The following is a 20315-nucleotide window of genomic DNA, read 5'->3' on the forward strand; positions in this document are numbered from 1 at the left end:
CAAAGCCCAAAGCTGAAGGCTTTCGAATGAAATTTTAACAATATAAAAAGCACAAAGCCCCTGGCTTAAAGCAAAAAGCTTTGAGCTTTCGGCGTTGAGCTTTAAGCTAAATACATATGCTCCAGGAATCGTTTTTTCAATTTACCGCGCCAAGTACCGATGGTAATACCTCAAAAACTACCATCACCCTGAATGCGGGTCACCAGATTTTTGAAGGTCATTTTCCCGGCCAGCCGGTTGTGCCGGGGGTTTGTATGATGCAAATGGTGAAAGAAGTGCTGGAAAACATCGTCGGCACCAAAACAAAACTGCTTAAAGCCGGCGATATGAAGTTTTTAGCCATATTAAACCCGCAGGTAAACAGCACCGCCGATATGCAGGTAACCTATACCACTGCCGATGATGATACATTAAAGGTAGATGCTACCATTCAGCATGAGGCTTCCACTTTTTTTAAATTTAAAGGGGTATTTAAAAAATGAAGAAATTCAGGAACGTGTTTTTTTACATCCTCCTTATTGGCGGATTTTCCTTTTTAATATACCTGGCATTAACGGCCGGCAGCGAACTTGAAAAAGGCCGTAACATCGTAAAACTGGCGGCAAGCAGCAAAAGCTCAGTACACCAGTTTACCGATGGGTTGATAAAAAACATTACCGGGCCCCTGGCTACCCTACTGGCGCAAATAGCCGTGATAATAATAGCGGGTAATATGGCAGGATGGGTGTGTAAAAAAATGGGGCAGCCCCGCGTTATCGGCGAAATATTTGCAGGGATAGCTTTAGGCCCATCGCTTGTGGGCCGGTTTTTCCCGGCGTTTTCGCATGCTATTTTCCCGGCAGCTTCGTTAGGATCGTTGCAGTTTTTGAGCCAGATTGGTTTAATCATATTCATGTTTGTGATAGGCATGGAGCTTGATTTGCGCGCAATTAAAAGCAAAAGCAAGGATGCCATTGTCATTAGTCATGCCAGTATTATCATTCCGTTTACATTGGGTATAGGGCTGGCTTATTTTATCTATCAATCATTGGCCCCTGCAGGGGTACCTTTCTTTTCGTTTGGCTTGTTTATGGGTATTTCCATGAGCATTACAGCGTTCCCGGTGTTGGCACGCATTTGCCAGGAAAGAGGCATTAACAAAACACGCCTTGGTGCTCTGGTAATTACCTGCGCCGCTGCCGATGATATTACTGCCTGGTGCCTGCTTACGGTTGTAATAGCAGTGGTTAAGGCGGGCTCGGTAATGAGTTTTGTTTATACCGCCCTGATGGCCATTGCCTATGTGTTAATTATGCTTAAAGGCGTAAAACCACTTTTAAAACGCATCTACAGCCGCAACATCAGGCCGGGTTATGTGGGTATGCCGGTAGCTATGTTTTTTTTAACGCTCATTATTTCATCATACGCCACCGAAAGCATCGGCATCCATGCGCTGTTTGGCGCATTTATGGCCGGTATTGTAATGCCCGATAACATTACCTTTCGCGGGGTGTTTGTGGAGCGCATTAAGGATGTCGCCCTATTTTTATTGCTGCCTTTGTTTTTTGTTTTTACCGGCTTACGCACGCAAATTGGCCTGCTGAACGATGCATACTTATGGGGAGTTTGCGTCGTAACCATACTGGTTGCCGTTACCGGCAAATTTGTGGGCAGTGCATCGGCAGCCAAATTTGTGGGGCAAAGCTGGAAGGATAGCCTATCCATAGGTGCGTTAATGAACACCCGTGGCCTGGTCGAGTTGATTGTACTGAATATTGGTTACGACCTGGGCGTACTAAACAAAGAGGTATTTGCCATATTGGTGATTATGGCACTGGTAACCACGTTTATGACCGTACCAATATTAAACCTGCTGGATAAAATCTTCGGCAAATCGCCATCAGAAGATGAATTACCGGCTGAATTGCCCGAGGATATTTTTATTTCCGGCGATCGATAAATTTAAACGGTTTGCGGCCCGATTCTTTGTACTGCATCTTCTGAATTTCATCGTACTGCACGTAGGTAACATGTGGGCTTACCCTTAACCTTGCCTGTAAATTGGCCCGGATCTTCCGGTCGCACTCATCGGTATAATTTACCGGCAGGATGTGCAGCAGCACTTCGTCCATACCAATCTCGTTGGAGTAAACCTCGGCAACAAAATCCAATATTTCCTCCATCCCATTCAGCAAATCAAAAAGCGATGGTGGGTAAAGCGTGGTGCCTTTAAATTTGATCATCTGCTTTTTACGGCCTATAATTGGCGATAAACGTAAGGTAGTTCGCCCGCATTCACACGGCTTATCATCGTACAGGCAAATATCGCCGGTTTTATAGCGCAACAAAGGCATGCCTTCAACGCCCAGCGTGGTAATGGTTACCTCCCCAGGTTCGCCGGGGGCAACCTGTTGGTTATTTTCATCAAGCAGTTCTACAATCAATAATTCGGGCTGATGGTGTCCGCCCCTGCCATACCCGCATTCGGTAAATGCTGTTTGCATTTCGGTTGATGCATACGTAGAGTATAGTTTGATATCCCAGGCATCGGTTATTTTTTTACCGAGGATATTGAGCGAAAAATCGGTGTTGCGGATATTCTCGCCAATACAAACCGCTTTTTTTACCGAACTTGAATTGATATCGATACCATGCTCCTGGGCGTATTGGATCAGCTTGTAAATAAACGATGGCACCGCAACAATAGCGGTAGGCTTAAGCCTTAAAATGGTTTCCCATTGTAATGATGGCACCCCGGGACCAAGGCGAATAATGCCTGCCCCTATTTTACGGATGCCAGAGTAATAAGCTAAACCGGCCATAAACTGCCTGTCGAGCGTGAGCATCAGCTGGTACACATCTTCGGGCTTTCCGTCTGCGCAGGTAAAGGAGCTATATTCATTATAGGTAAGCCGTAAAAGGTCATTCTCGGTAAGGGCAATAGTAACCGGGCTACCCAATGTGCCCGATGTTGAGCTGTATTCGATGATCTGGTCGCGGCTAACGCACATAAAATCGTCGTTACGCTTTTGCAGGTCTTCCTTTACGGTTGTGGGGATCAGTTTCAGGTCATCCAGCGTTTTAATATCATCAATATTGATATTATTTGCATCAAACAATTCCCTATAAAAAGGCGAATGAATGTTAAGATAAGCCAGTAATTCCTGCAGTTTTTGTTCCTGCATGGTCACTATTTGTTCCTGCGATATAAATGTGGTTTGATCTGTCACTTTTCGATAATTACAACGGCCGATGCGATAGTTTTAAGATGGGTTAATGATACAGAAATTTTCATTGGGCCGTCACCATTTAATAATTCGCCGGTTTGGCCAATCAGCGTAAGTTCGGGTTTTCCATCGGCATTGTTGCTAATCTCCACTTCGTTAAAAGCTGTACCGTTTAGCCAGCCTGTGCCCAATGCTTTAAAAAACGCCTCTTTGGCTGCAAAACGTGCTGCATAGTGCTGGTACTTATCAGCCTTACGTTCGCAATAAGCTATTTCATTTTCCGAAAACACCAGTTCGCGAAAGCCGCTGCCCTTTTCAATTTTGACAGCCACGCGGTCAATCTCTATCATATCTATCCCAACACCGGCAACCATCAATCAGTTTTGTTTAAGTTGTTTTTAAACGCCGTAACCTTTTTGCAGGTTCGCTCGTCATCTACAAAAATAATATTTGGTTTGTGATTTGGGTTATATATTTAAGAAGGCCCGGGCAATCGCTTTAAAATTGATGAAATTTATGGATTTACGATATATAGCGTGACTGGTCAACTGTTCGGGCATTTAAAATATTTTATTGTTCCGATACACAAAAGATGGGTAAATGTTTTTATTATTTTGTATTTTTGTAAAATTGTTTAATTAATTTTATTAATTAAACGTTATTGTTTTTTCCTAAATATAGGGATTGGTGGGGGCGGGTGATGTATACAGTGCAGGAATAGGTTTAAAGCCACCGGTTAAGCCAAAGCAACAGCGAATGTAACAACCTAAATCGTTCTTTATAAACACCAACAATTATTTTATTTTTGAAATGCCCTTTAACAGGTATATCCGTGCACACTAAATAAATAACATATTTAAAAACTTTTACAACCTATTACGTAGCATTTGGGTGTCGCCCTGATTCATCCAAAATGTTAGCTAATTAATTTAAACCATTATGCAAACTGAAGAGATCATTGCAAAAATAAATTCCTTCCTGTCTGAAGAATTTGAGGTAGATATTGATACCATTACACCCGATGCCGTTTTAAAAGATACACTTGGTTTGGATAGCCTTGACTATATCGACCTGGTGGTTGTTATTGAAACCAATTTTGCGTTTAAGGTGCAGCCCGAAGATTTTACCGGCATTGTTACCTTCCAGGATTTTTACGATTACGTAGCAACTAAAGTACAGCCGAAGGAGCTTGTTTAAATGTCGTCCTGGAAAGGAAAATCAAAAGGTAAGCCTTGGGGCTATTCGGTATTTCTGGCTATTTTAAAATATGGCGGGGTTAGTCCCGCTTATTTTTTGTTACGGTTTGTATCGTTTTACTACGTAGTTTTCTCGTACCAATCGTCAAAAAGCATTTATTACTACTTCCACAAGCGCCTTAGTTATGGGCACGTTAAAGCACTATTTAAGGTTTACCAAAACTATTTCATTTTTGGCCAAAGCATTATTGATAAGGTAGTGGTCATGTCGGGTATCCGCAACAAATTCACCTTTGAGTTTGATGGCCGTAGTAACCTGAACCAAATTGCGGCCATGGGCAAAGGCGGCCTGCTTTTAAGCGCACACATTGGCAGCTGGGAAATAGCCGGCGATTTGCTGAAGCATATCAACACCCGCATTAACATTGTGATGTTTGATGGCGAAGACCAGCAGATAAAAGCCTTTATGGAAAGGGTTACCGGCAAACTAAGCGTTAATATTATTGTAATTAAGGATGATATATCGCACATCTTCAAAATCAATGAAGCTTTTCAGAATAACGAACTGGTGTGCATGCATGCCGACAGGTACCTGGAGGGCAATAAAACCATTACCAAAAACTTTTTGGGCGAGGATGCCAAATTCCCGTTAGGGCCATTTATCCTGGCTCAAAAATTCAGGGTTCCGGTTGCCTACGTTTTTGCCATGAAAGAAACTAAGTTTCACTATCATTTTTACGCCAGCACAATTAAGGAATATTTACATTTGGGCAAAGAAGCCGGGATGGAGCAAATGACCAATGATTTTGTTGGCGAGATGGAAAAATACGTGAAAAAGTATCCCGGGCAATGGTATAATTACTATAATTTTTGGCAATAAAAACAAGTGATGAGAGGAGCTGTTTGTAAGTAATGAAGTCCGTTTTTATTGTTGCCGATAATATCCTGTCGCCCATAGGCAGCACCTCTGCCGAAAATTTTGATAAGCTTACCCAAAATATTTCAGGGATTAAGGAGCATCCGGCGGGCGATAAATCGGCGGTTCCCTTTTACGCGTCCGTATTTGATGATGGCCAGGAGTTTTTACCTGCACCAGGCAACTACACAAAATTTGAGCAGTTATTGATAGCATCCATTACTGATGCCTTAAAAGATAGTGGTATAGATAGCACCGATCCAAAAACAATTCTCATTATCTCCACCACCAAAGGCAATATCAGCATTCTGGAAACAGATGCCGATAGCCCCGGCTTAAGCCATCGCATTGCGCTGCCAACATCAGCAAATTTAGTTGCCGAAAGGTTTGGGTTCGTAAATAAGCCGCTGATAGTTTCGCATGCCTGTATCTCGGGCTTAATGGCTATGATTACCGGGATGCGCCTGATCCAGTCGGGGCAGTACGATAATGCCGTTGTGGTTGGCGGCGATGTGATCACCCGGTTTGTGCTATCGGGCTTCCAGTCATTTCAGGCTATCAGCGCTCAACCTTGCAAACCCTTTGATTTAAACCGCGATGGCATTAATTTAGGCGAGGGTGCCGCCACGGTTATCCTATCATCAAATCAACAAAAAGCAGAAAACATTCAACTGGCGGGCGGTTCGGTTAGTAACGATGCCAACCATATTTCGGGCCCGTCAAAAACCGGTGAAGAACTTTTTGATGCCATTAACTCGGCATTGAAAAGCGCAGGAGTTGAATCGGAAGCCATCGATTTTATATCGGCCCATGGTACTGCTACCGTTTATAATGATGAGATGGAGGCCAAAGCCATTAACCTGGCGGGCATGCAGGATATTCCTGTGAACAGCTTAAAAGGATATTACGGGCACACCCTTGGCGCTTCGGGACTTATCGAGGCGATAATAGCAACTCATTCATTAAAGCACAACATTATTATCCCCACCAGGGGATTTCATGAGTTGGGAGTTACCCAACCACTTAACGTGGCAAAAGAGATACAAACTATACCTTTGACCGCTTGCTTAAAAACAGCATCTGGTTTTGGAGGCTGTAACGCGGCAATTGTACTGCGAAAAAGCTGAAAGCATAAGGCGGAAAGCTAAAAGCAAATAACAGATATAAGATTGACAGAAGCACTACATATTACATCGCACTGCATCATCAGCAATAATGTTGTTTACAGCAATGGCAAACCTGTTTTTGAAAATCAGGGGGGTGATGTCGGGGCATTCCTGCTTTCGGCCTACCAATTTCTGGAGGTTAAGTACCCCAAGTTTTATAAAATGGATAACCTGTCCAAATTGGGTTTGCTGGCATCGCAAGTATTGCTGAAGGATAACGATATCAGTAAAAAATATAAAGAGCAGGAAGTTGGTATCGTTTTAGCAAATTCCAACTCCAGCCTGGATGCCGACATTAAATATTACGATCAGGCCAAAACTATTGCCAGCCCCGCCTTGTTTGTGTATACTTTGCCCAATATTGTTATCGGCGAGATCAGCATTAAAAACAAGTTTAAGGGGGAGAATGCTTTTTTTGTCTTTGAAACTTTTGATGCCGCATTTATACAGCAGTACGTGGCATATTTATTAAATAATAATATATTGCAAGCCTGCATTTGCGGCTGGGTTGATGTGTTGCAGGAAGATTACAAAGCTGTTTTATGCCTGGTAGAAAAGGATGCAGACCTAACATCTGCGCCGTTTAGTGCAGAAAATTTAAATAATATTTACCTGTCGGCTTAATAACCGGCAAACAGATATAATAATGAGCAAAACTGTTTTTGTAGCGGGTGTAGGTGTAATTTCGGGTATTGGCAACAATACCGCCGAATGCCTTAACGCGCTCCGGAACAGCCGCGCGGGCATCGATAAAATTAAATACCTCCAAACCGTACATCAAGATACCTTCCCGGTTGCCGAAGTTAAATTGAGCAATGATGAATTGGCCCTATTATCAGGCTATGGCCCCGATATAAGTCGCACGGCTATGCTAAGCCTCATCGCGGCAAGGGAAGCAAAAAATGATGCAGGCATCCAAAATTTCGCATCGCTACGTACGGGTTTTATATCGGCCAACACCGTGGGCGGCATGGATAAAACCGAAGGTTTTTTTGAACAATTTATGGCCAACCCGGCAAAAGGTAAATTGCGTAATGTGGTTAACCACGAGTGCGGCAAGGTAACCGAATTGGTAGCCGATGAATTGGGGATAAAAAATTATATAAGTACCATCAGTACAGCCTGCTCATCATCAGCCAATGCCATTATGTACGGCGCAAGGCTCATCAAAAACAACATACTTGATGTGGTTATAGCCGGTGGCACCGATGCGCTTACCCGCTTTACGCTAAACGGCTTTAATACGCTCATGATATTGGATACCCAATATTGCCAGCCTTTTGACGCCAACCGCCGTGGCTTAAACCTTGGCGAGGGTGCCGGGTACATTACTTTGGTATCTGAACGGGTTGCGACAGGGCTTCAAAAAGCCCCTTACTGCACGCTGAGCGGCTATTGCAACGCCAACGATGCTTACCATCAAACGGCTTCATCGCCTGATGGCACAGGCTCTTTTATGGCGATGGACGGTGCTTTAAAAATGAGCGGGTTAAAGCCGGAGGATATCGGCTACATCAACCTGCATGGTACAGGTACCCAAAACAACGACAACTCCGAAGGGACGGCGATTAAACGATTGTTCGAACCTCACTTCCCTAAAATGAGTTCGACTAAATCATTCACCGGGCATACACTGGGCGCAAGCGCGGGTATCGAGGCTGTGTTTTCGGCGCTCTCGGCGCAACAGGGATTTATTTACCCCAACCTGCGATTTGAGACACAGATTCCTGATCATCCTTTTGCGCCCGAAACAAGTTTTACACAACACGCAGATTTAAACCACGTGCTTTCCAACTCCTTTGGTTTTGGGGGTAACTGTTCGTCATTAATATTTTCAAAACTACCGGCCTGATATGTATATCCGTTCAACAGCAAACATATCGCCCCAAAAAACATTCGGAAATGTTCCGTTCCTGGATGAAGTAGTTGCCTATGAAGGCAACCGCCTCAGCTGCCTAACGCCCGATTATAAAGAGCTCATCGATCCAAAGCTTATCCGCCGCATGAGCCGGGTTATTAAAATGGGCGTGGCATCTGCCATGGCCTGTTTGCAGGATGGAGGCGTAACCAATCCCGATGCCATTATTACAGGTACAGCCTATGGTTGCCTGGAAGATACCGGCGTATTTTTAAGTAAAATGGTTGAGCGCGGCGAAGAGTTGCTTACCCCAACATCATTTATCCAATCAACCCATAATACCATTGGCGCGCAGGTGGCTTTGCTGCTGCATTGCAACAATTACAATAACACGTTTGTAAATGGCGGCTCATCGTTTGAGTGCTCCCTGCTCGACGCGCAGATGCTATTGCAGGAAGGTGAAGCCCAAAACGTACTGGTAGGCGGTATTGACGAGATAACCGATATCAGCCACAGCATACTGAGCAGGTTTGGCCTGTATAAACGGAGCGCCATCTCCAATACCGACCTTTATAATGCCAATTCAAAAGGCACCGTTGCAGGTGAAGGCTCGGCATTTTTCCTGTTAACCAATGAAGCATCGGGAAACGACCTGGCTAAGCTGGATGCAGTAGCCACGTTTTATAAACCGGGCAGCCACGCAGCGGTTGAACAGCAAATTGAAGCTTTCCTGGCAGTACAGGACCTCAGCATGTATGATATCAGCCTGGTGGTAGCAGGTAATAACGGCGATGCCCACAATGATGCCGTTTACGATTACCTGGAGGGATCGTTATTTAATTACTGTAATGTTACCAGGTATAAACACCTGTGTGGCGAGTACCCCACATCATCGGCCTTCGCGTTATGGTATGCGGCGCAAATTGTTAAAACAAATACTATTCCGGGGTCGGAACCCATTACCCCGATTAAAAAAATATTGGTTTATAACCATTACCAAAACACCTGTCATTCGTTAATGTTGCTATCGGCGTGCTAACATTCAGAAACACCAATATCGCATTCCTAATCCTGCTGGGTGTTACCATCTGGGCCGACAAAACATATGGGGTAAGCTGGCTGGCATATGGGGCAATCATATTTATATACTCGCTTATTGTTGCTTATGGTTGCTATTTTGTAAGCTCCGGTTTTTTTATGCCGATGTACTGCTCGGCTAAAACAACCGATAAAGTAATAGCGATAACTTTTGACGATGGCCCAGTATCAGAAGGAACTCCGCAGGTTTTACAAATTTTGAAAGATGCCAGCGTCGAAGCCGCTTTTTTTTGCATTGGCGAACGTATTGCGGGCAATGAAGCCATCATAAGGCAAATGGATGCAAGTGGCCATATCATCGGCAACCATAGCTATACACACGCTGCCTTGTTCGATCTTTTCCCCTCAAAAAAAATGCTTGCCGAGATGCAGCAGCTGGACAACGAATTAGATAAAGTCATCGGTAAAAAAACAAAACTCTTCCGGCCGCCTTACGGGGTGATGAACCCCAACCTAAAAAACGCGATTATTAAAGGCGGCTATTTGCCCATAGGCTGGAGTGTTCGGTCGTACGATACTATGTCTACAGATGCTGATGTGCTTTTACAAAAAGTAACCCTCCAAATGAAACCTGGAGCAATCTTTTTATTTCACGACAGATGCCCGGTTACGGTGGCTATGCTGCCAAACTTTTTGGGGGAGGTAAGGGCGAAGGGATATCGGGTTGTTCGGGTTGATAAGATGCTTGGGCTCCCGGCCTACCAGTAATCTCGAATTTATTAGTTAAAAACTCACTTACACCCCGGAATTATATACTTTACCAACAAATCAAAAGCCCGTTTGGCCTTCCAGTTATTGTAATTGCCCTGGGTAAATACAACTACCAAATCTAAATCTTTAATAATCATAATGTACTGGCCGCCATTGCCCGAGGCAAAAACAACGTCTTCCGTATAACCCGGAGTTTTTACCTTTTCGTTGTACCAGTAATAGCCGTAATAAGCATGCTGCGGAGTGGCCATTTTATTCCTGCTCAATTTAACAAACGAAAAATCGGGAATTGAAATAGTGGCTGTGGTTGATGCCCTGAGCCATTGTGCCGATACTATCCGTTTTCCCCGCCAAACGCCATTGTTTTTTACCAGCAGCCCAATTTTAATCATATCCTTTGGCAGCAGGAAAAAGGATCCGGCAGTGGCGCCATGTCCGGCGGGATCAACTGTCCAGCGGTAGCTGGTAATCCCCAACGGATCAAACAAATGTTTTTTAGCAAAGGCCATAGCAGACATATGGGAGGCATTGCTGATAATACCACTAATGATCATTGGGTTACATGACGTATAGTTCCAAACTGTACCGGGATCGTTTTTCATAGGCAAATCCAGCGAAAACTTAACCCAGTCTTTAGTTTTTACCATGTCGGTTTCGCAATCCTTACCGTCATCATCCCATTCATTACAATCAAAGCCCGACCGCATTTCTAAAAGGTTTTTGATGGTGATAAGCTGTTTCCGTGCATCATTATTGGCAAATGATTTATACTCAGGGAAAAACGCATAAACCTTTTGATCTGCATTTTTCACAAAGCCTTTATCAATGGCAATGCCCATCAGCAGGCTGGTTATAGATTTAAATGACGACCGGGAATCGTGCAGCGAATCGGCAGTATAACCGTTAAAATAATGCTCGTAAATTAGTTTGCCACCTTTGGATATCAATATGCTGTGGACGCCGGTGTATTCCTGCTTTTCGATGGCGTGGGTCATCGAATCTAACAAAGCATGCGTTTGCGCATGTGCCCAATTGGATAGAAAGAAGTAAATAAGGGCCAAGTATTTTATTGGAGACGGCATATTTCTGTTGATAATGGCTGATATAACGTTAAATCATCCAGAAGATAAGACGCATGGGATATTGGCGCGTTGCAAAGTGAATCTTTATATTATCTTAAATTGTTTTATCTGTCGCGGGGTTTTTAACTCGCGACTACCGCTGGTTTCAGCTTTCAGCTGAAGCTAAGCCGGAGGCTTAAACCAGGTTAACCCACGAGTTACGCTACGCTAACCTCGAGGGAGGTGATAGGGGCGCATAATTGCGCTTCCCGCAGGACATTCAGGATTTTCAGGGCCGATTTGCATGTGTGATTTGCACGCGGGAGACGCAATTATGCGTCTCCTACAGAAAAACAGAAATTTATGCGGGCACACTCACCAGCATACAACTATGTTGCCCAACTTTATGGGTGTTGTATATCAGTATATTTTTAAAACTACTTGCTTCGCCGTTTCTTTTTATCATATGCTGCGGCATGATTAACGCCCCGCTAACAAAATTGCAGGCCAGCCAAAGTGCAAATGACGATGCCGTTGGATACTCGCCGCACATATGCTTAAAGCGGGCTATGGTGGTATATTTATCGAACAAGCTATCGCAGGAAGTATAAAAAGGGAGCGAGCGCTTATCGCCATTTTCGCCGGTTAACAGCAAGTCTGGCTTTTCGCCTTCGGCAAGGTTTTCTTCAACAAACTTTTTAATGCGGATTTTAATCACCTCAACATCGGCGCTATGTATGGTAGTTATAGCTTTCAATTGCGCCATGGCGTTTTGTTTATTACCACTAACCATAAACATGGCCGCTCCTTCGCCAGACAGACTACCATCGGTTGTAGAACTGTACATGTCGCTGTTCAGGCAATCTTCTTTCTTAAACCAGCCCGCAAGGGTATCAAGGGTATAGTTGTTAAACGAAATTTCGTCAACGCCACCCAATAAATAGCAACTATCCGGGTTTTCATTCAGCAGCATGACTGCATCGATAACCGCGTTTTCAAAAGCCAGCCCACGGTGAACATGGGTAAGGTTATAGTTTTTGTTATTGCTGATAAAGGCTATTTGCGATGATATGGTATTGGGGGTACCCTGCACAAAACTACCCGGTGTGAGCATATCCTCGTTATACTCAATAATCTGGTTCAGGAACTTGCCGTTCTCCTCCATTCCGCTTACCTGGGTGCCTATGATAATGCCATCGGGCTGTACGGCATCTGCAAGCAGCGGCAGGGCGGCTCCCGAGCCGATGCGGGTACTTTTACTCATCCGGCGTAAAGCATTGCCTTTAAACTGCGGATAAGCAGGCTCAATGGCATACAGCTTGTTTTCAACCGAAGGGCGAAGCGTTTCAATGTCGATATTATCCCCAAAGGTTTGCTGGGGCGAAATACAGGTGGTTTTGTGGATATACAACTTCATCATTAAGCTTTTGAAAAAATTAATGATGTACAATTCCCGCCAAAACCAAACGAATTACTCATTACATGTTTTATAGTGCCGGTGTTGTAAGCCTGCACGGGCTCAAGGCCAATATCAGTTATCGGTTCATTAAAATTCAAATTAGGGTATAGTTCCTGTCTGTCGATATTCAGAATGCTGTACACCGCCTCGATAGCGCTGGCTGCACCAAGCGTATGCCCTGTAAAGCCTTTGGTAGATGCAAAACCGGGCAGGGTGTTAAACAGGCGCAGCATAGCGCGGCTTTCAACCTCGTCGTTATTCTCGGTGCCGGTGCCGTGGGCATTTATAAAGTCGATATCTGCTGGTTTTAACCCGGCATTATCCAATGCATTTTTCATAGCCAGGTACGGGCCATCGCCCTCCGGGGATAACGAAGATGGATGATAGGCATCATTGGCATTTCCATAACCGCTCACCTTGGCATAAATCTTTTTTCCTGTCGCATCGGCCTCTTTCTCTAATACTAAAAATGCTGCGCCTTCACCTAAATTAAGGCCTTTACGGTTTTGATCGAAAGGGGCACAAGGTTCATCCGAAAGAATCCGCAGGGCGTTAAAACCATTAACCGTGAATTTGGCCAGGCTATCGGCCCCGCCTACAATTACACGATTTGCCAGTCCGTTCTTAATCAGCCTGCAACCGTACATAATAGCATTTGCTGATGACGAGCATGCCGTATTCAGGGTATTAATTACTCCGGTTATCCCATAACGCGTTTGTATGAATAGGTTTACCGATGCATAATCGTATGATTTTACGTATTCAATATGTTCGGCATCGCCATGGGTATTGGCGTATAACTCGTCGGTAAGGCACATGCCACCTACGGTTGTAGCACCCACAAGCGCGGTATCGGCGGCCGTTAATTCATTTTGGGTTAACCGGGCATCGGCAATAGCTTCATTAAACGCCTGCAAGGCAAGCAGGGTAGTGCGGGTAACGCCCGGTTCTGTTACGCCAAGTTTTGTTTTTAATTCCTGAGTGCCGGTCAATACTTCGCCGAAAGGCAGAAGTCCCGAATAGCGCGAAGGGAAATTGCCCCCTCCCTTAATAATTCCGGTTTTGCCCTGTACCAATGCAGTATGATTTTCAGCTACCGAGTGGCCAATAGCGCTGATCACTCCAATCCCGGTTACTACAATCCTGTCCAATTTTTATCCGTGTTTATTTTTGACCGTTTTGCTCAATATACCTTGCCATGGTGTTCACGTCTACAAGTACCTTGCGGCCTTCCTTAGGGTCTTGAATGTTGATGCCGTACTCGCGTTTTAACAGTACTATAAGTTCCAGTGAATCGATGGAATCAAGCCCCAGGCCATCGCCAAACAATGGCTCATCGTCTTTAATGTCTGCCGGGGTAAGATCAGTTAAATTCAGGAACTGAATGATCTGAACTTTTAACTTCTCTTTTAGTTCTGTAGTTTCCATTTGGTATCTATATTAAATTCTTTCTTTTTAAACCAATAAATGTTAGCGCCTGGAATACAAATGTAATTCCAACCAACGGAATAATGCTGATAACAACATCCTTTAATCCCGCGCCCTCTAAAAATAAGCCATAATAGGCTTCAATACACCAATGCAATGGCGATAATGAGCTTATTGTTTTTAATGCCCCCGGCATGGCAAATGAAGGCACCATAAGGCCGCCAATAGCCGATAGTATCACTATGGATACCGCTCCAAAGCCGTTTGCCTGCTCCTGCGTATGAGCAAACACGCCCACACAAATGGCGTAACTTACCGCGCAATAGCCAACGGCAACTGTTACCAATATCAAACCAAAGATATCTGCCGGTAAGTTTAACGCGGGCAAATTAATATACGGAAAAAACCATAATCCCAACGAAAAAATTACCATAGCCTGGAACAAGGTGACGCACAGATAGGTGATCTGCTTAGATAACAGGCCTACAGCAAAATTAGTAGGCAATGTTTTTAAACGGATAAAGCTGCCGCTAACCTTTTCCCTCACCACACTGCCACTTAACGACATGATGATAAAAAACATGGCGAATATAGTCCAGGCGGGTACATTGTGCTGGGTGGCGTTTGGTGCGGTTATGCTGCCGCCCTTTGATACCGGCACCTGTTTTATTTCGGCCTTACCGTTCAGCATTTCCTGTTCCAGCTTCTCGGGCATCTCCTTTTCGTTTATAGCAAAATAGAGTGTGCGCAGTGTTTCCCGGCTTTCCACAATCTGTAAGGCGCTGGTTAAGGCTCCGTTTACCGAAAAGCGGATAGACTCGGGTATGGAAGGATTGTAATGTAAGATCAATGGCGTAGGTGCTGTCAGCGTTTCTTCTTTAGCTGAGTCGGCCTGCAGGCCAAAACTTTTTAATGCTTTGTTGGATGATGATTTGGCTTTTGCCTCAATCTTTGCCGAAAAATCGGGCGGAATAGTAATGGCCAGCATGGCGTCGGCGTTATGCATGGCATCGCCCATTTGCTGCTCGTTTAATTTTGATTCTGCCTGCACCACTTTAAACATGCCAATTTTGCTGATGGTGGTTGTGAGTTGTTTGCTTAGCTTACCGGCATCATTATTAGAAACCACTACGGTGAGCTTGTTTTTGTTCATCAGCTGAAAGGTGCTGTTTTGAATAAGCGTAACCACAATAACCAAAATAACGGGCATGATAAACATTAGCGATATGCCTACTTTGTCGCGCAGCAATATCCTTACATCTTTTACTATGGAGGCCCAAAGCTTAAACATTAGTTCCGGTAATCCTTTCCTGTTAAATTTAAAAACAGTTCCTCCAGGTCCTGGTGGCCATACTCTTCCAGCAAGCTATCCAGTTTTCCTTCCCTAACAATCTCGCCCTTATCAACCAGGGCTATCTGCTCGCACAGGCCCTCGGCTTCGGCTAACTGGTGCGAGGTGTAGATCAACGTGGTGCCCTGTTTATTCAGCTGTTTTAAATAATCAATGATAGCGTGGCGAGTTTGTACATCCACACCAACAGTTGGTTCATCCAAAAACAAAATCTTCGGATTATGAATAACCCCTATGGCCAAATTCACCCGGCGTTTCATTCCTCCCGAAAAATTTTCAACGGCTTTGTGGCTTACATCTGTAAGCCCCAATATCTCCAATAATTCAGCCGAACGATGGGCTATCTGTTTGCGGCTTAAGCCGTACCAGGCCCCAAAAAAATCCAGGTTTTCTATCGGGCTAAGTTCCTGGTAAAAGGAAAAATCCTGCGGAACAAAACCAAACAGCTTATTTACAGCCTTGCTTTTGTTGCCTATTTTATGCCCCAGCAATTCAACCGTGCCTTTATCGGCAACCAGCAGGCCGGTCATCAAATTCATGAGCGTGGTTTTACCGGCGCCATTCGGCCCAAACAAACCAAAGCGCTCGCCTTCAGCAATCCTCAAATTTAGGCCGTCGTAAGTCACCCCCGAGTTGCCCGGATAATGAAAACAGAGGTTTTCGATATTTACGGCGAGGGATTTCATGGTTACCATTTAATATTTTTCAGCAGCGCAAACGCTTTCTTTTCTATTTCGGCAATTTCTAACAAATAGTTGCCCATCACATTAAAATCTTCCTGGCTGCCTATGCGGCCTTTGTAAATACCCGCGGCCTGTACGGCGGCTGTTCGCCACATATCGCCGGCCTGGGTAAACATTTCTGACGCCTGTAGCAACACCGGGTTTGGCAGGTAATCATTAGCCTGTTGTAAAAACGCGGCATAAATGTACCTGAACCCGCCGCCGCCTGTACCAATCTCTTCCTGCATACGCACTAATTGCGCCAGGTACAAGCCCGCGGTTTTAAGGCCCAGCTTATCGCGCCAGCGCTTAATTTTGTTGCCGGTATACTTTATCCCGCTTACCCCGGCAAATGGGCCGGGGATAGAGAGCATGTTGAAAACATTCTTTTTGATGCCACTTTTAATAGCACTCCTGATCTGGTCGTCGGTAATTTCCGTTTGATTGGCAGGATAGTATAATTGTCCCTTTGGCGCCAAAGCCCCTTTGGCAAAACGCACGCGCTCCAGCTCATAGCTGGTAAGCGTTGTAGCGTGTTCCATAATAGGATCGCTAATCAGGTAATTATCCCCCTCCTTGCCAAAAACAATAAGGTTGTGGGCATTAAAATGAAAGCGGTATTCCTTAGGGAAATAAGATAAATAATAAACCCCAACCTGTGCGCCAACCGGCTGCCCGGCTTCAAGGCTTTCCATTAAAGCGGCCTCGGCCTTTTCTTTGGAACTGAATTTTTTCTGTATCACCGGAATCCCCAGTGATTTACAGGTACGGTTAAATATAAAGCCGGGCATAGAGCGAAAAGCAATTGCCGGCCCATTGTTTATTTTTATTAGCGGTACGTATACAAAAAACAGCCCGGCGCCAATACCAAAAGCCAGAGGCTCGGTTATTTTGCCGTTCGAGATCTTTTTTAATAAATTACTGGTAACCCCCGATTCGCAATGTGCAGCTTGTCCGTGTTCAAAATCAATCTTCATGCACATCCATACTTTTTAGCTCTTCAACCTTTACATTAAAGGCCTCGGCATATTTTTTTAAATCCTTTTCCGATAGTTTATTAAACACACCGGGTTTCAGGTGGCGTTTTATCTGCCATTTCCAAAAGCCGGTATAATCGGCCAAAATACTCAAATCCATCAATCGCAACTCCATAAAAAACAACAGCGGACTGGCCTCTCCATTTAAAACCCTTTGTTTAGCGTTGGCAATGCGGCCATCAATTTCCTGCCAGGCAACATCAAGCGCAGTTATTTTTACATCCCATCCATCACTAAGCTGGGTTACATACCTCCCGTCGCTATCGGTAGCATAGCAAACCTCTTTGGTAATTTTACCAAGCGAACTTAGGTCCTGGGGTACGTTTTCCTTTTTCATTACAAACAGCTAAAACGATTAAACAACGGTTAGCATAGCGTACATATATGAAAATCTGGAGCTTTCGGGCACCAACAACAATATTTTTTCGCCAACTTTTAGTTTGCCGCTGTGAAACAGCTCATTAATCATCAGGTAAACAGATGCCGCGCCAACGTTACCTACGGTATAAAGGTTCATAAACCATTTTTCGTAAGGGATACCGCCGCCGTAAATCTCCACCATATCATAAATTTTCGGCCTAAAAAAGTCGCTGGAGATATGGGGTAAAAAGTGGTCGATATCCAAGGTGGTTAACCCACGTCGTTCAAAAATCTCTTTAATCTTGGCTCCGCCCAAAGGCACAATATTGTCACTCAGCAAACCAATATCCTGCTTTACACTGAAGATGGATTTATTTTTAATCTCTTCGGGCGTAAAGTCCATAAAACCTTTCAGGCTGCCATCCGGCTGTTTTTCGGCCCCCATGTACATACAGGCATCCATCTGGTTGGCGTATGATACACCTTCAATCCAGTCAACCCGCAAACTCAGGCCTGTTTCATTTGGCTTATCTGTCATTAAAAATGCCGATGCCCCGTCAGAAAGCATCCACCTTAAAAAATCTTTATGAAACGCGATATACGGATTTTCGGTAAGTTCCTTTAGCTTTTGCGCTTCTTCTTCAAACACATCAGATACCAGCAGGCCCGAAAATCTTTCGGACCCGGCAGCCACTGCCTGCCTGGCTTCGCCAGATTTAATGGCCATATAGGCATATTTAAGGGCATGCATCCCGGCGCAGCAAACACCCGATGGCGATACCACCTCAATCGGACCTGCCTCGGGAAGCCAGCCATGCGTCATTACCCCGTGGCTTGGCATCATTTGATCGGGCGATGACGTACCGCATGATAGGATATCGGTTTCTTCTATTTTAGCATCGGTATTTTTAAACAGTTCCTTAACGGCCAATGCAGTCATCTCGGCATTGGTATGCGTAGCCTTTTTATTTTTATCTAAAGCATAATACCGGGTGGTTATGGCATTATTGCGCAGTACTATTTTTTTTGATTTAGAGGGTTTATTGTCGATATAACCCAGATACTGCTCCATATCATCATTTGCAACGGGTTCGTTGGGCAGAAAAGCAGCTGTGGCGTTTATATAAACCTGATTAAAAGACATGTATATTTTTAATTTAGTTGTAAGTAAAAGTTCTTTTTCTCCTGTATCCTGTCACCAAAAAACGGACGTATTAAAATCATATCAACCGTTAAGGCTATAGGGGCAACAATAAACAGGGCAAAAAAAAGATAATATTTAAAAGCTGCAAGCCATGCCCCCTTATTTTTGCGCTTGGAAATAATTTTTGCCCAAACCGAAAATATAATCCTGGCCTTCCCTTCTATAAACATCAGGGGGTATTTAATGTTTACGGCGTCGTTGTGCATTAGCTCGTCCTGCAGGCTATCCCAATAGTCAACCATATTAAGCCTGGCCGCTATAACCCTGCCAAATTTGCTGGTGTCTTTTATTTCCTGCTCATCAACACCTGGCTTGGGGAATATATTCAGGTAGCTTTCTTTTTTACCGGTAAGCATCCAGTAAAAAATAGTAACAAAACTTATTGGGTTAAGGTGCCTGTCAACCAGGGCAATGTTACCAACCAGTCTTCCGCCGGCATCCTGAATAGATTTGCGCACCCGCACAAAGGCGTTTAGCCACATATTACGGGCAGCACTGATGGTTACAACAGGCGTATCTTGTACTACTTTAATAAAGTCGGGGTGGTTAAGCAGTGAATTTGATGGGATGCTGGGCGATAAAAACCAGGGCTGGTAACCAACAATAATCAAATCGTATTTGGTTTCCTTTAATAAAAATGGCTCCACTTGAGCGGGTACGCCTAAAACACAGTCGGGCATAACCCCAAAAAAGCTTGAACCTGTCCATGGAAAATTATAGCCGTTTACCATTTTTATCTCTACCTTTTCAACCGATGCCCCTGCGTCAATAATAGGCTGTGTTAACGAGTCGATGACATCGCGCATTTGACCCGATTGGGTGTAGTAAATAGCTAAGATCTTCTTACTCATTATTCAGCAGGTTTAAGGTCTTCAGTGTGCAAAACTTTAGATGTTTTGGTATAATCAACTATTGCACGCTGTACTACAGGCGACAAGGTTTTAAAGTTTTTTATTACCACAGTTTTATCCTTTTCGATATCTGTACGGTAATGCACAATTTTGGGTGCTTTTTCCTGGATAACCAAACGTAAAAAATGCAGATCTGTATTGTCGGGCTCGGCCAGCAGGGCTGTTTCCAGCTTAATTCGGCCGGCTTTAAAAAAGCTTAGCTTATCTTTGGGCTTGCCGGCAAGGCTGGCTTTTTTCATTAATAAAGCGCCCTCATAGCCGCTTTTTGTTTCGGTTCCGGCATCAGCAAATGTGGCCAGTTCCTGGTTAATTTCGTCAATATTATCGCTTGCCATTGCTTTATAAAAAGCAGCTTTTTCTAATTTCTGCGCATAAAGCGTGGTGTTACTACCCGCCATAATTATCAGCACAAAACAAACAAAAGCAATGCGCTTTTCAATATAATTCTTCATAAAGCTTACCAAATGTAATAAATATTACGTGCCCTGCAAACAGCTTTGCTCTTTACTCATAAAGCATAAGCGCAACCGTTTTTGCTTCATTTAGTTTTAAATTTTTTTAATAACTTAAACCCATGTGTCACTGTATATGATGCTTTTTGCCTGTAATGGTTTAACCACGCCCAATTAAT

General features: G+C 44.1%; 22 protein-coding genes. 9 read left to right on the top strand and 13 right to left on the bottom strand.

Going from position 1 to position 20315, the window contains the following annotated elements; translation table 11 throughout:
• Positions 1-116 precede the first annotated feature (116 nt).
• Both PQ469_RS29090 and PQ469_RS29095 read left to right on the top strand, forming a co-directional pair.
• Positions 117-482, top strand: coding sequence for an ApeI family dehydratase (locus PQ469_RS29090; RefSeq protein WP_274210785.1), 366 nt, complete (start codon positions 117-119; stop codon positions 480-482).
• The gene (locus PQ469_RS29095; protein ID WP_274210786.1) at positions 479-1939 is read left to right on the top strand and encodes a cation:proton antiporter domain-containing protein; all 1461 of its coding nucleotides are present in this window, start codon (positions 479-481) and stop codon (positions 1937-1939) included. Before PQ469_RS29090 ends, PQ469_RS29095 begins: the two co-directional genes overlap by 4 nt.
• Here the strand turns inward: PQ469_RS29095 and flxY are convergent.
• On the bottom strand, positions 1920-3209 hold the full coding sequence (flxY, locus tag PQ469_RS29100) for a flexirubin biosynthesis putative acyl-CoA ligase FlxY (protein WP_274210787.1): 1290 nt from the start codon (positions 3207-3209) through the stop codon (positions 1920-1922). The genes PQ469_RS29095 and flxY overlap by 20 nt on opposite strands.
• Complete coding sequence (gene acpS / locus PQ469_RS29105) at positions 3206-3580, bottom strand: holo-ACP synthase (protein ID WP_274210788.1); 375 nt, start codon at positions 3578-3580, stop codon at positions 3206-3208. Before acpS ends, flxY begins: the two co-directional genes overlap by 4 nt.
• Positions 3581-4145: 565 nt before the next feature.
• Between acpS and PQ469_RS29110 the strand changes: the two genes are divergently transcribed.
• The 7 genes from PQ469_RS29110 to PQ469_RS29140 are packed head-to-tail and all read left to right on the top strand — an operon-like array spanning position 4146 to position 10148.
• On the top strand, positions 4146-4403 hold the full coding sequence (locus PQ469_RS29110) for an acyl carrier protein (RefSeq protein WP_274210789.1): 258 nt from the start codon (positions 4146-4148) through the stop codon (positions 4401-4403).
• Complete coding sequence (locus PQ469_RS29115) at positions 4404-5282, top strand: lysophospholipid acyltransferase family protein (protein ID WP_274210790.1); 879 nt, start codon at positions 4404-4406, stop codon at positions 5280-5282.
• 32 nt (positions 5283-5314) lie between these two features.
• Positions 5315-6445, top strand: coding sequence for a beta-ketoacyl synthase N-terminal-like domain-containing protein (locus PQ469_RS29120; protein WP_274210791.1), 1131 nt, complete (start codon positions 5315-5317; stop codon positions 6443-6445).
• A 42-nt stretch (positions 6446-6487) separates the two neighbouring features.
• Positions 6488-7108 carry a beta-ketoacyl synthase N-terminal-like domain-containing protein gene (locus PQ469_RS29125; protein WP_274210792.1) on the top strand — a complete coding sequence of 207 codons (621 nt, stop codon included), beginning with the start codon at positions 6488-6490 and terminating at the stop codon, positions 7106-7108.
• A gap of 22 nt (positions 7109-7130) precedes the next feature.
• Complete coding sequence (locus PQ469_RS29130; protein WP_274210793.1) at positions 7131-8336, top strand: beta-ketoacyl-[acyl-carrier-protein] synthase family protein; 1206 nt, start codon at positions 7131-7133, stop codon at positions 8334-8336.
• 1 nt (position 8337) lies between these two features.
• Entirely contained in the window at positions 8338-9381 is a 1044-nt protein-coding gene (locus PQ469_RS29135; RefSeq protein ID WP_274210794.1) for a beta-ketoacyl synthase chain length factor, read from the top strand.
• A complete protein-coding gene (locus PQ469_RS29140; protein ID WP_274210795.1) occupies positions 9375-10148 on the top strand; it encodes a polysaccharide deacetylase family protein in 774 nt (257 codons plus the stop codon). The genes PQ469_RS29135 and PQ469_RS29140 overlap by 7 nt, the downstream gene beginning before the upstream one ends.
• Before the next feature lie 23 nt (positions 10149-10171).
• Here the strand turns inward: PQ469_RS29140 and PQ469_RS29145 are convergent, their stop codons facing one another.
• The 11 genes from PQ469_RS29145 to PQ469_RS29195 all read right to left on the bottom strand — a co-directional run bounded on the left by PQ469_RS29145 (position 10172) and on the right by PQ469_RS29195 (position 20136).
• Positions 10172-11233: a serine hydrolase domain-containing protein gene (locus PQ469_RS29145; RefSeq protein ID WP_274210796.1), complete on the bottom strand. Its 1062-nt coding sequence runs from the start codon at positions 11231-11233 to the stop codon at positions 10172-10174.
• 340 nt (positions 11234-11573) lie between these two features.
• Positions 11574-12632, bottom strand: a complete 1059-nt coding sequence (locus PQ469_RS29150) for a beta-ketoacyl-[acyl-carrier-protein] synthase family protein (protein ID WP_274210797.1) — start codon at positions 12630-12632, stop codon at positions 11574-11576.
• Entirely contained in the window at positions 12632-13822 is a 1191-nt protein-coding gene (locus PQ469_RS29155) for a beta-ketoacyl-[acyl-carrier-protein] synthase family protein (protein ID WP_274210798.1), read from the bottom strand. Before PQ469_RS29155 ends, PQ469_RS29150 begins: the two co-directional genes overlap by 1 nt.
• Before the next feature lie 13 nt (positions 13823-13835).
• Positions 13836-14099 carry a phosphopantetheine-binding protein gene (locus tag PQ469_RS29160; protein WP_090638009.1) on the bottom strand — a complete coding sequence of 88 codons (264 nt, stop codon included), beginning with the start codon at positions 14097-14099 and terminating at the stop codon, positions 13836-13838.
• Between the two features lie 7 nt (positions 14100-14106).
• Entirely contained in the window at positions 14107-15390 is a 1284-nt protein-coding gene (locus PQ469_RS29165) for an ABC transporter permease (protein ID WP_274210799.1), read from the bottom strand.
• Positions 15390-16136, bottom strand: coding sequence for an ABC transporter ATP-binding protein (locus tag PQ469_RS29170; protein WP_274210800.1), 747 nt, complete (start codon positions 16134-16136; stop codon positions 15390-15392). The genes PQ469_RS29165 and PQ469_RS29170 overlap by 1 nt, the downstream gene beginning before the upstream one ends.
• 2 nt (positions 16137-16138) lie before the next feature.
• Positions 16139-17149 (bottom strand): BtrH-related acyltransferase DarH, encoded by a 1011-nt coding sequence (gene darH / locus PQ469_RS29175; protein ID WP_274210801.1) that lies wholly within the window; start codon positions 17147-17149, stop codon positions 16139-16141.
• Positions 17139-17546, bottom strand: a complete 408-nt coding sequence (gene DarG / locus PQ469_RS29180; protein ID WP_274210802.1) for a flexirubin biosynthesis protein DarG — start codon at positions 17544-17546, stop codon at positions 17139-17141. Before DarG ends, darH begins: the two co-directional genes overlap by 11 nt.
• A gap of 18 nt (positions 17547-17564) precedes the next feature.
• Positions 17565-18713, bottom strand: coding sequence for a dialkylresorcinol biosynthesis protein DarB (darB, locus tag PQ469_RS29185; protein ID WP_274210803.1), 1149 nt, complete (start codon positions 18711-18713; stop codon positions 17565-17567).
• 8 nt (positions 18714-18721) lie between these two features.
• On the bottom strand, positions 18722-19624 hold the full coding sequence (locus PQ469_RS29190; RefSeq protein ID WP_274210804.1) for a hypothetical protein: 903 nt from the start codon (positions 19622-19624) through the stop codon (positions 18722-18724).
• Positions 19624-20136: a hypothetical protein gene (locus PQ469_RS29195; protein WP_090637980.1), complete on the bottom strand. Its 513-nt coding sequence runs from the start codon at positions 20134-20136 to the stop codon at positions 19624-19626. Before PQ469_RS29195 ends, PQ469_RS29190 begins: the two co-directional genes overlap by 1 nt.
• Positions 20137-20315: the final 179 nt, after the last annotated feature.

This window comes from Mucilaginibacter sp. KACC 22773, from assembly GCF_028736215.1.
Taxonomy (GTDB): Bacteria; Bacteroidota; Bacteroidia; order Sphingobacteriales; family Sphingobacteriaceae; genus Mucilaginibacter.